Annotated in this window: 13 protein-coding genes; 5 read left to right on the top strand and 8 right to left on the bottom strand. The window is 70.8% G+C overall.

All coding sequences use genetic code 11. From position 1 onward, the window contains the following. Window positions 1–58: 58 nt before the first annotated feature. Window positions 59–2,563, bottom strand: coding sequence for an FHA domain-containing protein (locus ACWDEW_RS43120; RefSeq protein WP_450520954.1), 2,505 nt, complete (start codon window positions 2,561–2,563; stop codon window positions 59–61). A 263-nt stretch (window positions 2,564–2,826) separates the two neighbouring features. On the opposite strand from ACWDEW_RS43120, the gene ACWDEW_RS43115 reads away from it, so the two are divergent. Together ACWDEW_RS43115 and serB are read left to right on the top strand one after the other, a co-directional pair. Beyond that, window positions 2,827–4,884, top strand: coding sequence for a streptophobe family protein (locus ACWDEW_RS43115; RefSeq protein WP_450520952.1), 2,058 nt, complete (start codon window positions 2,827–2,829; stop codon window positions 4,882–4,884). Window positions 4,885–5,184: 300 nt separating this feature from the next. Further along, window positions 5,185–6,393 carry a phosphoserine phosphatase SerB gene (gene serB, locus ACWDEW_RS43110; protein WP_019067398.1) on the top strand — a complete coding sequence of 403 codons (1,209 nt, stop codon included), beginning with the start codon at window positions 5,185–5,187 and terminating at the stop codon, window positions 6,391–6,393. Between the two features lie 96 nt (window positions 6,394–6,489). Here the strand turns inward: serB and ACWDEW_RS43105 are convergent, their stop codons facing one another. From ACWDEW_RS43105 to ACWDEW_RS43090, 4 genes are all read right to left on the bottom strand, one after another. Beyond that, on the bottom strand, window positions 6,490–7,008 hold the full coding sequence (locus ACWDEW_RS43105) for a SixA phosphatase family protein (protein WP_450520950.1): 519 nt from the start codon (window positions 7,006–7,008) through the stop codon (window positions 6,490–6,492). A 65-nt stretch (window positions 7,009–7,073) separates the two neighbouring features. Next, window positions 7,074–7,280: a hypothetical protein gene (locus tag ACWDEW_RS43100; RefSeq protein ID WP_450520948.1), complete on the bottom strand. Its 207-nt coding sequence runs from the start codon at window positions 7,278–7,280 to the stop codon at window positions 7,074–7,076. Between the two features lie 170 nt (window positions 7,281–7,450). Beyond that, entirely contained in the window at window positions 7,451–7,567 is a 117-nt protein-coding gene (locus tag ACWDEW_RS43095) for an SGM_5486 family transporter-associated protein (RefSeq protein WP_086021959.1), read from the bottom strand. Window positions 7,568–7,615: 48 nt separating this feature from the next. Beyond that, entirely contained in the window at window positions 7,616–8,941 is a 1,326-nt protein-coding gene (locus tag ACWDEW_RS43090; RefSeq protein WP_450520946.1) for a CynX/NimT family MFS transporter, read from the bottom strand. Between the two features lie 70 nt (window positions 8,942–9,011). Here ACWDEW_RS43090 and ACWDEW_RS43085 point away from each other — a divergent pair, with 70 nt between their 5' ends. Continuing rightward, window positions 9,012–9,707: a FadR/GntR family transcriptional regulator gene (locus ACWDEW_RS43085; protein ID WP_450520944.1), complete on the top strand. Its 696-nt coding sequence runs from the start codon at window positions 9,012–9,014 to the stop codon at window positions 9,705–9,707. Here ACWDEW_RS43085 and ACWDEW_RS43080 read toward each other — a convergent pair. From ACWDEW_RS43080 to fabG, 3 genes are all read right to left on the bottom strand, one after another. Further along, window positions 9,682–10,038 (bottom strand): hypothetical protein, encoded by a 357-nt coding sequence (locus ACWDEW_RS43080; protein WP_450520943.1) that lies wholly within the window; start codon window positions 10,036–10,038, stop codon window positions 9,682–9,684. The two genes, ACWDEW_RS43085 and ACWDEW_RS43080, sit on opposite strands and share 26 nt — an antisense overlap. A 175-nt stretch (window positions 10,039–10,213) precedes the next feature. Then, window positions 10,214–10,981, bottom strand: a complete 768-nt coding sequence (gene fabI / locus ACWDEW_RS43075) for an enoyl-ACP reductase FabI (protein ID WP_450520941.1) — start codon at window positions 10,979–10,981, stop codon at window positions 10,214–10,216. Window positions 10,982–10,986: 5 nt separating this feature from the next. Further along, a complete protein-coding gene (fabG, locus tag ACWDEW_RS43070; protein ID WP_450520939.1) occupies window positions 10,987–11,691 on the bottom strand; it encodes a 3-oxoacyl-[acyl-carrier-protein] reductase in 705 nt (234 codons plus the stop codon). A 241-nt stretch (window positions 11,692–11,932) separates the two neighbouring features. Here fabG and ACWDEW_RS43065 point away from each other — a divergent pair, with 241 nt between their 5' ends. Both ACWDEW_RS43065 and ACWDEW_RS43060 read left to right on the top strand, forming a co-directional pair. Then, the gene (locus ACWDEW_RS43065; protein WP_450520937.1) at window positions 11,933–13,456 is read left to right on the top strand and encodes a TldD/PmbA family protein; all 1,524 of its coding nucleotides are present in this window, start codon (window positions 11,933–11,935) and stop codon (window positions 13,454–13,456) included. Continuing rightward, window positions 13,453–14,847 carry a metallopeptidase TldD-related protein gene (locus tag ACWDEW_RS43060; RefSeq protein ID WP_450520935.1) on the top strand — a complete coding sequence of 465 codons (1,395 nt, stop codon included), beginning with the start codon at window positions 13,453–13,455 and terminating at the stop codon, window positions 14,845–14,847. The genes ACWDEW_RS43065 and ACWDEW_RS43060 overlap by 4 nt, the downstream gene beginning before the upstream one ends. Window positions 14,848–14,880 lie beyond the last annotated feature (33 nt).

Below are 14,880 nucleotides of genomic sequence, written 5' to 3'. Positions count from 1 at the left end.
ACTTCCGCATGGCTCACTTCCGCATGGCTCACTTCCGCATGGCTCACTTCCGCATGGCTCACTTCCGCATGACCTCGGGCTCGTGGCGGCGCAGGAAGCGGGCCACGAAGATGCCGCAGATGATGCCGAGGGCGATCAGGGCGGCCATGTCCATGCCCCAGGCGCCGACGGTGTGCTCCCACAGCGGGTCCGTGCTGTCGCCGGGCTTGGGCGGGCTGATCTTGTTGAAGTCGAGCGTGGCACCCGCCGCGCCGACCGCCCAGCGCGAGGGCATCAGGTACGAGAACTGGTTGACGCCGATCGCGCCGTTCAGCGTGAACAGACAGCCGGTGAACACGACCTGGATGATCGCGAACATCACCAGCAGCGGCATGGTCTTCTCGGCCGTCTTCACCAGCGAGGAGATGATCAGGCCGAACATCATCGCGGTGAAGCCGAGGCCCATGATCGGGATGCAGAGCTCGAACATGGTCTGGCTGCCGAGGACCAGGCCCTGCTTCGGGATCTCCCGGCTGGAGAAGCCGATGACACCGACCATCAGGCCCTGCAGCGCGGTGATCACACCGAGCACGAACACCTTGGACATCAGGTACGCGGAACGGGACAGCCCCGTCGCGCGCTCCCGTTCGTAGATGACCCGTTCCTTGATCAGCTCACGGACGGAGTTGGCCGCGCCGGCGAAGCAGGCGCCGACCGCGAGGATCAATAGGACCGTGGTGGCCGTGCCGTTGGGGATGATCTGGCCGTTCGCCCTGGCCGGGTTGGGCAGCAGGCTGTTGCCCGAGTCGATGAGCAGGCTGACCGCGCCCAGTACGCCCGGCAGGATGACCATCAGGGCCAGGAAGCCCTTGTCGGAGGCGATCACCGTGACGTAGCGGCGGACCAGCGTGACGAACTGCGACATCCAGCCCTGTGGCTTCGGCGGTTTCATGGCCTGCATCGGCGGCATCTGTACGGACTGCGGAGCAATCGCGTCGATGTCGGCGGCGTACATCTGGTAGTGCTGCGAGCCCTTCCAGCGGCCGGCCCAGTCGTAGTCGCGGTAGTTCTCGAAGGCGGAGAAGACATCGGCCCAGGTGTCGTAGCCGAAGAAGTTCAGCGCCTCCTCGGGCGGGCCGAAGTAGGCGACGGCACCGCCCGGAGCCATCACCAACAGCTTGTCGCAGATCGCCAGTTCGGCCACGGAGTGGGTGACGACGAGGACCGTGCGGCCGTCGTCGGCGAGGCCGCGCAGCAGCTGCATGACATCGCGGTCCATGCCCGGGTCGAGGCCCGAAGTGGGCTCGTCCAGGAAGATCAGCGAGGGCTTGGTGAGGAGTTCCAGGGCCACCGAGACGCGCTTGCGCTGGCCGCCGGAGAGGGAGGTGACCTTCTTCTCCTTGTGGATGTCCAGCTTCAGTTCGCGCAGCACCTCGTCGATGCGCTGGTCGCGCTCCTGGGTGCTGGTGTCGGCCGGGAAGCGCAGCTTGGCCGCGTACTTGAGGGCCTTCTTGACGGTCAGTTCCTTGTGCAGGATGTCGTCCTGCGGGACCAGACCGATGCGCTGGCGCAGTTCGGCGAACTGCTTGTACAGGTTTCGGTTGTCGTAGAGGACGTCGCCCTGGTTGGCGGGCCGGTAGCCGGTGAGCGCCTTGAGCAGGGTCGACTTGCCGGAGCCCGACGGGCCGATGACCGCGATCAGCGACTTCTCCGGTACGCCGAAGGAGACGTCCTTGAGGATCTGCTTGCCGCCGTCGACCTCGACGGTCAAGTGCCGTGCCGAGAAGGAGACTTCACCGGTGTCGACGAACTCTTCGAGCCGGTCCCCGACCAGGCGGAACGTCGAGTGGCCGACGCCGACGATGTCGTTCGGGCCGAGCAGCGCCGAGCCGCCCTTGGTGATCGGCTGGCCGTTGACGTACGTCCCGTTGTGCGAGCCCAGGTCGCGGATCTCGAAGCGGCCGTCGAGCGTCGCGTGGAACTCGGCGTGGTGGCGCGAGACCTGGAGGTCGGAGACCACCAGCTCGTTCTCCAGCGCACGGCCGATGCGCATCACGCGGTCCAGCGAGAACTGGTGGAACGTGGTCGGGCTGCGGTCGCCGTAGACCGGCGGCGCCCCCGCGCCGACACCGGCTCCCGGCTGCTGCGGAATCTGCGCGGCGGGCGACGGCTGGAAACGCTGCTGCTCAGGCGTTTGCTGCGGCGGCGCCTGCTGGGCCCAGCCGGGGCCAGCGCCCTGTGCCGCGTACGGCTGTTGCTGCGGCTGGGCCTGCGGGCTCGCCACGGAGGCCGCGGCGCCGGACAGGCTCAGCCGCGGGCCGTCGGTCGCGTTGCCCAGGTGCACGGACGAGCCGGGGCCGATCTCCATCTGATGGATGCGCTGGCCCTGCACGAACGTGCCGTTGGTGCTGCCGTGGTCGTCGATGACCCAACTCCGGCCGCTCCAGCTGATCGTGGCGTGCCGCCAGGAGACCCTGGCGTCGTCGACCACGACGTCCCCCTGCGGATCACGTCCGAGGGTGTAGGTCCTGGACGCGTCGAGCGTCCAGGTCCGTCCATTCAATTCCAGTACGAGTTCCGGCACTCCATGCCCCACTGAGTAGTCCCCCGAGTTACCCCCATCACAGGGAGTCTCCCCATCACAGGGAGTCTAGGGATGTCGAACATCGTCGGGAACTATTTCAGGCTGCACCCCCTGACCGAAAGTCGGGCCTTGTGAAGAGCACGCCGTCACGCGTTCGGCGGTTCCGTTGACGGGGTGGAAACCGACCCGGAGAGTGGTAATCGACGCGAGGGGGACATGCGTGGTGTCCGCACCACGCCGTGCCGCGGATCGGGGGGTCTGCCATGAACTCAGCGACGAGTGTCAGGACGGCGCACTACGACACGAGGGTGCCCTGGGGTGACGTCCTGTTGTCCGCGATCGCCGCGGTGAGTTGGGCGTTGATCGGCATGGCGGGCACGGCCGCGCTCGGCCTGCACCTGCTCGGCGCCGACGCGGCGAGCTCGCTCGGCCCGATGACCGCGGCGGTGGTGGCGCTCGGCGCGGGCGGTTCGGTCACCCCGACCGGCGACGTCTCCGCCTTCGGCCTGACCGGCGCCCAGGCGACCACGGCGGTGACGATCACACCCTTGGGCGTGAGCCTGGCAGGGGCACTGCTTCTGTCGTACTTCTTCCTACGGTCCCTGCGGGCGGGGGCAGTCGTGATCGCACCGGCCGAACTCCTCGCGCGCGCGGGCTCGGTGGTCGCGCTCTTCGTGGCGATGCTCGGCGGGCTGGCCTGGGCCGGGCACGACGTCATCACGATCGACGGCAGCAAACTGGGCCTCGACAGCATCACGGGGGGCGGCGGTAGCGGCGGCGGCCTGAACATCCCCGGCATCGGTGACATCGGCGGTCTGTTGCCCGGCAAGATCAGCGACCTGGTCAAGGCGAAGGCCGCGGTCGGCTTCACCGTCGACACGGCACCGACCCTGCTGGGCGGCCTGGCCTGGTCGGCCGGCATCCTGCTGATCGCCCTGCTGGCGTCCCGTCGTACGCCCCTCCCCCGCGGCTGGGAGGCCGTCCACCGTGTCGTACGGCCGGCCGCGTCCGCGCTCGTCACGGTGCTGCTGGTCGCGGTGGCGGCCGGGCTCGCGGCGGCGGCGTACGCGGCGATCGGCGACGACCACCCGAAACGGATCGCGGGCGCCGCGCTGTTGGGCGCGCCCAACGGGGTCTGGCTCGGCATCCCGATCGGCCTCTTCGTCCCCTGGGACGGCAAGGCGACCGGTGAACTCGCCAAGCTCCTCCCCCATCCCCTGGACCAGCTTCTGAGTGTAAAGTCCAACCAGCCGGTGACGCTGGGGCGACTGGCCGAACTGGACAACCGCGTATGGCTGTTGGGAGTCGCCGCGGCCCTGATGATGCTGCTGGCGGGCGTGCTCACCGCGGCACGGACGCCTGTGGGCGCGAAGGGCGTCGGCGGTCCGGGGGCGCTCGGTTTCGCCGGGCGGTGCGCAGTGCGACTCGGGATCGCGACCGCCCTGACGTTGCCGCTGCTGGCCTGGCTGACGGATGTGTCGGTGGACGCGTCGCTGTCGGTGCTGGGCTTCGACGCGTTCGGCGCCGGGATCGAGTTGCACGGGCATCTGGGCATGGCGCTGCTGCTGGGCGCGGTGTGGGGCGCGGGGGCGGGAGGCGTCGGGGGGCTGCTCGCGTACGCGACGGGAGCGGCGGGACGGCGTGCCTCGCGGCTGGCACTGGGTGACTTGGGGGTGGCGGGGCGGGATGCCGGGGCGCCGGGGTACGAAGGGCGTCCGGAACACGCGCAGCCTGTGGGGAGCACGGGGCATACGGGCCCCTACGTGCCGACCACGCCGTACCGCGCGCCCAATCCCGCCACCAACCCGTATCTCCAACTGCCCGATGAACTACGGCAGTCGGAGGTCGATGGGCCGCCGGGGGGTGCGGGGACCGGCGGCGCACGGTCCGGCACCGGTGCCCGGCCGCCGGGACCGGGGTGGCCGCCGGACTCGGCTCCGCCCCAGGAGGGTGCGTGGCCGCCGGGTGCGCGGTCGCCGCGGGGAGACGGTCGGCCGCGCGCCGGTGAGCCGTGGTCGTCCGGTGCGCCGGGCGGCGCGGGGCGGCCCGGGGCCGGCCCTGCGGACGACGCCACTCGCCCCTACGGCGATCCGCAACCCTACGGCGACCCGCAGCCGCCCGGCGCACCTTCGCCGCCCGCCGACATGTACGGCGCTCCGACCATGGCCCAGTCCTACGAGCCGCCGCCCCGGTCGCCCCGGCGTCGGCCCGGGACGCCTTCGCGGGACCGGCCCGGGGACGACTCCGACGACGGGCAGCAGCCTCCTCCTCCGCCGCCCCCGCCACCACTGCCCCCGAGAGGGCCCAAGGGGCGCCGGTGATCCGCTTCGGTGTCACCCGAGCCGTCGCGCCCCACCCGTCCGGCCGTATCCCCGGCGTCCGGCGCCGTACCGGCCGCGCCCCCTGCCCGACGCCCCGCCAACTCCTGATCGGCACCGCACCCCACCGCGACCGCCTCGGCGCGTCTCCTGATCGTCCCCGAACCGGCTCGTGACCACCCACCGGCACCTTCGTGATCGCCCCTTAAGATTCCCGCCACCGATCCGACACCCACTGTTCCGTGTCCGCTAGGCGGACCTCTGCGGCATCAGGCACTCCGTGCCGGATACGGTGGGTACACCATGAGCGCTTCGCAGACCTCTGACGTCCCCACTCTCCTCGTCAAGATCTTCGGCAAGGACAGGCCGGGCATCACGGCCGGACTCTTCGACACCCTCGCCGCCTACTCCGTCGACGTGGTCGACATCGAGCAGGTCGTCACCCGTGGCCGGATGGTGCTGTGCGCGCTGGTGACGCCGCCGCCCGCCGGCCTCGAAGGGGATCTGCGGGCCACCGTGCACAGCTGGGCCGAGTCGATGAAGATGCAGGCGGAGATCATCTCCGGCCTCGGCGACAACCGGCCGCGCGGGCTCGGGCGTTCGCTCGTGACCGTGCTCGGCCACCCCCTCACCGCGGAGTCCACCGCGGCGATCGCCGCCCGCATCACCAAGGCCGGCGGCAACATCGACCGTATCTTCCGGCTCGCCAAGTACCCCGTGACAGCGGTCGAGTTCGCGGTGTCCGGGGTGGAGACCGAGCCCCTGCGCACCGCCCTCGCCACCCACGCGGCGGCGCTCGGCGTCGATGTCGCCGTCGTGGCGGCGGGGCTGCACCGGCGGGCCCAGCGGCTCGTCGTCATGGACGTCGACTCCACGCTCATCCAGGACGAGGTCATCGAGCTCTTCGCCGCGCACGCCGGCTGCGAGGACGAGGTCGCCGAGGTGACCGCCGCCGCGATGCGCGGGGAGCTGGACTTCGAGCAGTCGCTGCACGCGCGCGTGGCGCTGCTGGCGGGGCTGGACGCCTCGGTCGTGGACAAGGTGCGCAGCGAGGTGCGGCTGACGCCCGGCGCCCGCACCCTGATCCGCACGCTCAAGCGGCTCGGATACCAAGTCGGCGTCGTGTCGGGCGGGTTCACCCAGGTCACCGACGACCTCAAGGACCGGCTCGGGCTCGACTTCGCCCAGGCCAACACGCTGGAGATCGTCGACGGGAAGCTGACCGGCAAGGTCACCGGTGAGATCGTCGACCGCGCGGGCAAGGCCCGGCTGCTGCGCCGGTTCGCCGCCGAGGCGGGCGTACCGCTCGCGCAGACCGTGGCGATCGGCGACGGCGCCAACGACCTGGACATGCTCAATGCGGCCGGTCTCGGCGTCGCCTTCAACGCGAAGCCGGTCGTACGGGAGGCCGCGCACACGGCGGTGAACGTGCCGTTCCTCGACACCGTGCTGTACCTGCTGGGCGTCACCCGCGAAGAGGTCGAGGCGGCGGACACGCACGACGAGGACTGACCCCGGACGCTTCAGGACCAGGACCTTCAGGGGCCCGGCACCGCTCGGCGCCGGGCCCTTTGTCGTGCGGGACTGCGGGACTGCGGATCCTCGGGTCTACTCGGACGGCGCCCAGTAGTCGGTCAGTGTCGCCACGCCCGGCTCCAGTGACTTCCAGGAGCCGTCGAAGGTCAGCACGGCGAAGGCGGCGGTCGAGAAGCCGCGGCGGGTCAGCCGCTCGCGGGCTTCGCCGGTGTCCGGTCCGGTGAGGATCTCGGTCAGGCCCTGGACGCCCGGGTTGTGGCCGATGAGGATCAGGTTCCGCGAGTCGTCGGGCGTCTCGTTCAGTACGGCGATCAGCTCGCCGGGCGAGGCCTCGTAGAGCCTCTCCTCGTAGACGGTTTTCGGCCGGTGCGCGAGTTCGTGGACGGCCAGCTTCCAGGTCTCCCGGGTGCGGGTCGCGGTGGAGCAGAGGGCCAGATCGAAGGGGATGCCGGTGTCGGCCAGCCTGCTTCCTGCGGTGGCCGCGTCCAGGCGGCCCCGCTCGGCGAGCGGCCGCTCGTGGTCGGTCACCTCGGGCCAGTCGGCCTTCGCATGCCGGAAGAGGACGATCCTGCGGGGTTCTGCGACGCTCATGGGATCCAGCTTCGCATGAAACAGGCCACGGGGCGCAGGGAGTTGACGGGCGGCTTCGCCCGTGCTCAGCGGGCTATGAGCTGCTGGACTCGCTCGAAGAGGTGGGTGATCATCGGGTCCGAGGCCGCCGCTTGCGCGTCCGTCGGGTTGAGCATCATCACGAGCAGCACGCCGAAGGCGAGCGCCGGCAGGGCGAGGGCCCACCACGGCAGCCTGATGTCGACGCCGCCCCGGTTCGCCGGGTGGGGCCGGGTGTGCGTTGGGGCCGACATGGGTGCCTCCGCTGGTCTCCGAGTGGTCCGCGATCCGCTTCTCGCGGTCACACTTCGAAGTTACGGAACGCGCGGCCCTCAACCCATCCGGAGATCCACCCACTTGACCCTGAGCCTCACCCCCTAGGGGATGGTGGGGGGAACCCCACCATCGACTCGGGCGCGTGGGGTCACGGGGACGCGATCGTCGCGATGATGGCGATGACGATGAAGATGGCGAAGAACGAGCCGAAGACGAGCAGCATCTTCCGCTGGCCGTTCTGGGGGTTCGGGTCGAGCACTGGCATGTGCCCAGTCTCGCACCCCCCGTCCGCGCGGCGTCCGCCGGGGCGGGTTCAGCGGGCCGCCTCGTCCTCCACCGTGCGGTCGCGTCCCGCGAGGACGCCCATGGCCATCTGCGGGACCATCAGGCCGGCCATGAGGGCGATCGGCAGTCCCCAGCCGCCGCTGTGCTGGTAGAGCACGCCGACCAGGAGCGGCCCCGGGACGGAGATGAGATACCCGGCGCTCTGCGCGAAGGCGGACAGCTGGGCGACGCCCGCGCCGGTCCTGGCCCGCATGCCGACCATCGTCAGGGCCAGCGGGAAGGCGCAGTTGGCGACACCGAGCAGCAGGGCCCAGGCCCAGGCACCGGCGGCCGGCGCGAGGTACAGGCCCGCGTAGCCCGCCAGACCGCAGAGGCCGAGCACGACGACGATCGGCCCCTGGTGGGGCAGCCGAGTGGCCACGCGCGGGATGACGAAGGCCAGCGGCACGCCCATCGCCATCGTGACGGCCAGCAGCAGTCCGGCCGTGCCCGCGGAGACCCCGGCGTCCCGGAAGATCTGCGCCATCCAACCCATGGTGATGTAGGCGGCGGTGGCCTGGAGCCCGAAGAACACGGCGAGCGCCCAGGCGGTACGGCTGCGGGTGATCCGCAGTTCGGGCCGTGCCCGCCCGGTCTCCCGCTGTTCGGTCTCCCGCGCGCGGGAGGGCGGATCCGCGGGCGCCTCCCGGTGCCGTACGAGAGCGGTCCACGGGAGTACGGCGGCTGCGGCCAGCCCCGCCCATACGGCGAGGCCGGAGCGCCAACTACCGCCCAGGGACTCGGTCATGGGCACGGTGACCGCGGCCGCGGCGGCGGTGCCCAGGGCGAGGGCCATCGAGTACAGGCCGGTCATGGAGCCGACCCGGTCGGGGAACCAGCGCTTGACGATCACCGGCATCAGGACGTTGCTGACCGCGATGCCCATGAGCGCGAGCGCGCTGCCGGCCAGGAAGCCCGCCGTACCGCCGACGTAGGGCCGTATGAGCAGGCCCGCGGTGATGGCGAGCATGCCGGCGCAGACCACCGTGCCGGGGCCGAAGCGGCGGGCGAGGCGCGGGGCCATGACGCCGAAGGCGGCGAAGCACAGCGGGGGCACGGACGTGAGCAGTCCGGCCACGCTGCCGCTCATGCCGAGGCCGTCGCGGACGTCTTCGAGGAGGGCGCCCAGGCTGGTGATGGCGGGGCGGAGGTTCAGCGCGGCGAGCACGATGCCGACGACGACCAGACGCGTCGTCCACGCGCGCGTGGACGGTCCTGTGCTCGGTACCGCGGAGTCGCTCGCGGCCGGGCCGCCGATGTTCGTCGTCGTGGACTTCAGTGTCCGGGTTTCCTCGCTCGCCATGCCGACCATCATAGAATCATGGGATGATTGGTTGTCCATCCCCGGGTGGCCCTCTCCCGCCCCGCACATGCGAAGGTGTGCCATGCCTCTGAGCCACCCCCGTCGGTCGGCGCTGTCCGAGCAGGTCATCGCCGCGCTGCGGAACGAGATCACCTCGGGCGAGTGGCCGGTCGGCTCCCGGATCCCGACCGAGCCGGAGCTGGTCGAACAGCTCGGGGTCGCCCGCAACACGGTCCGCGAGGCCGTCCGCGCGCTCGCGCACAACGGTCTGCTGAACATCCGCCAGGGCTCCGGCACCTACGTCGTCGCGACCAGCGAGCTGGCCGGCGTGATGCACCGCCGCTTCGCGGACGCCGACCCCCGGCACATCGCCGAACTGCGTTCCACCCTGGAGTCGGCGGCGGCACAGCTGGCGGCCGAGCGGCGCACCGAGAAGGACCTCAAGCAGCTGGACGCCCTGCTCGTACGGCGTGAGGAGGCGTGGGCGTCGGGGGACGCGGAGGCCTTCGTGACGGCCGACGCGACCCTGCACATGGCCGTGGTGGCCGCCTCGCACAACGACGTCATGACGGCGATGTACGCCGACCTGGGCGAGGTGCTGCGGGACTGGCTGCGCGCGGACGTCGGCGAGGAGCTGACTCCGGAGTCGTACATGGACCACACGCGGCTCGTGGACGCGATCCGCGCGGGTGACGCGCAGGGGGCCGCGGCGGAGGCCGCGGGCTATCCGTTCCTGTGCCGCCCGGGGCGTCTCAGCGGGCCCGCTTCTGGTGGCTGACCCACACCGCGCGGACGTCCTCCCAGCAGCGGCCGGCCAGCCGTACGGTCTGCGCCGGACCCGCGTCGATCCCGGTGCCGTCGCTGTCGATGTCCCACCAGCGGTCGCACTCGATGTGCAGGGCGACGCGGTCGGTCTGGGGGTACGGATTGTGGCAGTACGCGATCACGTGCGAGCCGTGGACGGCGGTACGGCACGCGGCGCCGAACAGCTGGGGGGCGGCGGCCGGTTTCCGGGCCTCCACGCGCGCGTGGGGCATCGCCTCGTACGCCAGGGAGATGACGAGCGCGACGGCGGCGGTCACTGAGGCCAGGCTGCGGGACAGGCGCACAAGGGGAACCTCCTCGGTGGTGCTGGGGAGGAAATCGCGTGGTGAACGCGTAATCCAGAGTGCGCAGTTGTGGCCCTTCCCCGCCCGGTCTACAGGGCCGAACGGGTGACGCCCCGCTGCCCGCGCGGTGCGGAAAACGGGGCGTCGACGCCGTAGGAGAAGTCAGGCCGGGAGGTCAGGCGCCGATGGCGTGCAGGCCGCCGTCGACGTGGACGATCTCGCCGGTGGTCTTCGGGAACCAGTCGCTCAGCAGGGCGACGATGGCCTTGCCGGCCGGCTCCGGGTCGTTGAGGTCCCACTCCAGGGGGGAGCGGTTGTCCCACACGGAGGCCAGCTCGTCGAAGCCCGGGATGGACTTGGCGGCCATCGAGCCGAGCGGACCCGCGGAGACGAGGTTGCAGCGGATGTTCTGCTTGCCCAGGTCGCGGGCGAGGTAGCGGCTCGTGGCCTCCAGGGCGGCCTTGGCCGGGCCCATCCAGTCGTACTGCGGCCACGCGAAGGACGCGTCGAAGGTGAGGCCTACGACCGAGCCGCCGTTCTGCATCAGCGGCAGGCAGGCCATGGTCAGCGACTTCAGGGAGAACGCCGAGACGTGCATCGCCGTGGCGACCGACTCGAACGGCGTGTTCAGGAAGTTGCCGCCGAGCGCGTCCGCGGGCGCGAACCCGATGGAGTGCACGACACCGTCCAGGCCGCCCAGTTCCTCGCCCACGACGTCGGCGAGGCGCGCCAGGTGCTCGTCGTTGGTGACGTCCAGCTCGATGACCTTGGTGGGCTTGGGGAGCTTCTTGGCGATGCGCTCGGTCAGCGTGGGCCGCGGGAACGCGGTCAGGATGATCTCCGCGCCCTGCTCCTGGGCCTGCTTGGCGGCGTGGAAGGCGATGGAGGACTCCAGCAGCACACCGGAGATCAGGACACGCTTGCCCTCAAGAATTCCGCTCATGGTGATCAGTGACCCATTCCCAGTCCGCCGTCAACAGGGATGACGGCTCCAGTGATGTACGAGGCGTCGTCCGAGGCGAGGAACCGCACCGTCGCGGCGACCTCCTCGGGCTGCGCGTAACGGCCGAGCGGCACCTGCTTGACGATGTTCTCGCGCTGCTCGTCGCTGAGCGCCTTGGTCATGTCGGTGTCGACGAAACCGGGCGCGACGACGTTGAAGGTGATGTTGCGCGAACCCAGCTCACGGGCGAGGGAGCGCGCGAAGCCGACCAGGGCGGCCTTGGAGGCGGCGTAGTTGGCCTGGCCGGGTCCGCCCATGAGGCCGACGACCGACGAGATCAGGATGACGCGGCCCTTCTTGGCGCGCAGCATGGCGCGGTTGGCGCGCTTGACGACGCGGAAGGTGCCGGTGAGGTTGGTGTCGATGACCGAGGTGAAGTCCTCCTCGGACATGCGCATCAGGAGCTGGTCCTTGGTGACGCCCGCGTTGGCGATCAGGACCTCGACGGGGCCGTGCTCGGCCTCGATCTCCTTGTAGGCCTGCTCCACCTGCTCGGTGTCGGTGATGTCGCACTTCACCGCGAGGAAGCCGGCCGGCGGCTCTCCCGAGCGGTAGGTGATGGCGACCTTGTCGCCGGCGTCGGCGAACGCACGGGCGATGGCGAGGCCGATGCCCCGGTTGCCTCCGGTGACGAGAACCGAGCGGCTCAACGGATCACCCTTTCGATAGCGGTCCTGCGCGCCTGCCCGGTACACCCTGGTTGACAGACGGCCTTGCCGAAAACCTATCGGTCGGCCCGCGCCACGGGACAATCGGGCACCGACAGTGGCTTGGGGGACTCGCTGTCGGGTCTCTACAGAAAGAGCCGACTCCAAGCGGAAACGTGTGGTCCCCGCACCTGTCCGCGCGACATGATCGGACTCCACAGGCCACGACAGCAGGGAGACCTCCGTGCCTCATTCCATCGACGAAGCCTTCACGGCGCTTCCGCTACGCGCCCTGGCCGACGCCGCGCTGGCACGCGCGCGTGCGCTGGGGGCCGAGCACGCGGACTTCCGGTTCGAGCGGGTGCGCAGCGCGTCCTGGCGGCTGCGGGACGCGCGCCCGGCCGGTACGTCGGACACCACCGACCTCGGGTACGCGGTACGGGTCGTGCACGGCGGCACCTGGGGCTTCGCTTCGGGCGTGGACCTGAGCCTGGACGCCGCCGCCAAGGTCGCCTCCCAGGCGGTGGCGATGGCGAAGCTCTCCGCCCAGGTGATCAAGGCGGCCGGGTCGGACGAGCGCGTCGAGCTGGCCGCCGAGCCCGTGCACGAGGAGCGGACGTGGATCTCGTCGTACGAGATCGATCCGTTCACCGTGCCCGACGAGGAGAAGGCGGGACTGCTGGCGGACTGGAGCGCCCGGCTGCTCGCGGCGGACGGCGTCAACCACGTGGACGCGTCGCTGCTCACCGTGCACGAGAACAAGTTCTACGCCGACACCGCCGGGACCGTGACCACCCAGCAGCGCGTCCGGCTGCACCCGCAGCTGAACGCGGTGTCGGTCGACGAGTCGAGCGGCGAGTTCGACTCGATGCGCACGATCGCGCCGCCCGTGGGCCGTGGTTGGGAGTACTTGACGGGTACCGGCTGGGACTGGGACGAGGAGCTGGCGCGGATCCCCGAGCTGCTCGCGGAGAAGATGCGGGCGCCGAGCGTCGAGGCGGGCCTCTACGACCTCGTCGTAGACCCTTCGAACCTCTGGCTGACGATCCACGAGTCCATCGGCCACGCCACCGAACTGGACCGCGCGCTCGGCTACGAGGCCGCCTACGCCGGCACCTCCTTCGCCACCTTCGACAAGCTCGGCAAGCTCAAGTACGGCTCCGAGCGAATGAACGTCACCGGCGACCGCACCGCCGAACACGGCCTCGCGACCATCGGCTACGACGACGAGGGCGTCGAGGGCCAGTCCTGGGACCTCGTCAAGGACGGCACCCTGGTCGGCTACCAACTCGACCGCCGCATCGCCAAGTTGACCGGCTTCGACCGCTCCAACGGCTGCGCCTACGCCGACTCCCCCGGCCACGTCCCGGTGCAGCGCATGGCCAACGTGTCGTTGCAGCCGGACCCCGCCGGGCTGTCCACGGAGGACCTGATCGGCGGGGTCGACCGGGGGATCTACGTGGTCGGGGACCGGTCGTGGTCGATCGACATGCAGAGGTACAACTTCCAGTTCACCGGGCAGCGCTTCTTCAGGATCGAGAACGGGCGGATCACCGGGCAGCTGCGGGACGTCGCGTACCAGGCGACGACCACCGACTTCTGGGGGTCCATGGCGGCCGTCGGCGGTCCGCAGACGTACGTCCTGGGCGGCGCCTTCAACTGCGGCAAGGCCCAGCCGGGTCAGGTCGCGGCGGTCTCGCACGGCTGCCCGTCGGCCCTCTTCACGGGCGTCAACATCCTCAACACCACTCAGGAGGCCGGTCGATGAGTCCTCGTACGAACAAGCCGCACGAGATCGTCGAGCGCGCCCTCGAACTGTCCCGGGCCGACGGCTGTGTCGTCATCGCCGACGAGCAGTCGACGGCGAACCTCCGCTGGGCGGGCAACGCGCTGACCACGAACGGTGTCACGCGCGGACGCACACTCACAGTCATCGCGACCGTCGACGGCAAGGAGGGCACCGCCTCGGGGGTCGTGTCCCGGTCCGCCGTCACCCCGGAGGAGCTGGAGCCGCTCGTACGCGCCGCCGAGGCCGCCGCGCGCGGGGCCGAGCCCGCCGAGGACGCACAGCCGCTGGTCACGGGCGTGGCCGCCTCGCCCGACTTCACGGATGCGCCCGCGGAGACCTCGTCCTCCGTGTTCACCGACTTCGCCCCGGCGCTCGGCGAATCGTTCGCACGCGCGCGTGCGGGCGGTCGCGAGCTGTACGGCTTCGCCAACCACGAGCTGGTGACCAGCTACCTCGGTACGTCGACGGGCCTGCGCCTGCGCCACGACCAGCCCAACGGGACGCTGGAGCTGAACGCCAAGTCCCCGGACCGTACGCGCTCGGCCTGGGCCGGCCGCTCGACCCGGGACTTCAAGGACGTGGACCCGGCGGCGATGGACGCCGAGTTGGCCGTACGACTGGGCTGGGCGGAGCGGAAGATCGGGCTGCCCGCGGGCCGGTACGAGACGCTGCTGCCGCCGACCGCGGTCGCGGACCTGTTGATCTACCAGATGTGGTCGGCGTCGGGGCGGGACGCGGTCGAGGGCCGCACGGTGTTCTCCAAGCCGGGCGGCGGCACCCGCGTCGGCGAGAAGCTCACCGAGCTGCCGCTGACGCTGCGCAGCGACCCGAACGAACCGGGTCTGGAATCCGCCCCGTTCGTGCTCGCCCACACCTCCGGGGGCGACCAGTCGGTGTTCGACAACGGGCTGCCGCTGACGGCCACCGACTGGGTGCGCGAGGGCGAACTGCGGCACCTGCTGACCAGCCGGCACAGCGCGGGACTGACCGGGCTGCCGGTGGCACCGTCGATCGACAACCTCATCCTCAGCGGGGGCGAGGACCGGTCCCTGGAGGAGATGGTCGCGAGCACCGAGCGCGGGCTGCTGCTGACCTGCCTCTGGTACATCCGCGAGGTCGACCCGGCGACGCTGCTGCTCACCGGGCTCACCCGGGACGGCGTCTACCTCGTCGAGAACGGCGAGGTGGCGGGCGAGGTGAACAACTTCCGGTTCAACGAGTCGCCGGTGGACCTGCTGGGGCGGGCGACCGAGGCGGGGCGGACGGAAAAGACGCTGCCGAGGGAATGGAGCGACTGGTTCACTAGGGCTGCGATGCCCGCGCTGCGGGTGCCGGACTTCAATATGAGCTCTGTCAGTCAGGGCGTATAACCTCGTACCTGATTCACGAGACCATCCCAAGGA

Source organism: Streptomyces sp. NPDC001100, from assembly GCF_053598575.1.
The sequence above is the reverse complement of the archived record's forward strand: the minus strand, read 5'-3'. Positions and strand labels throughout refer to the sequence as shown.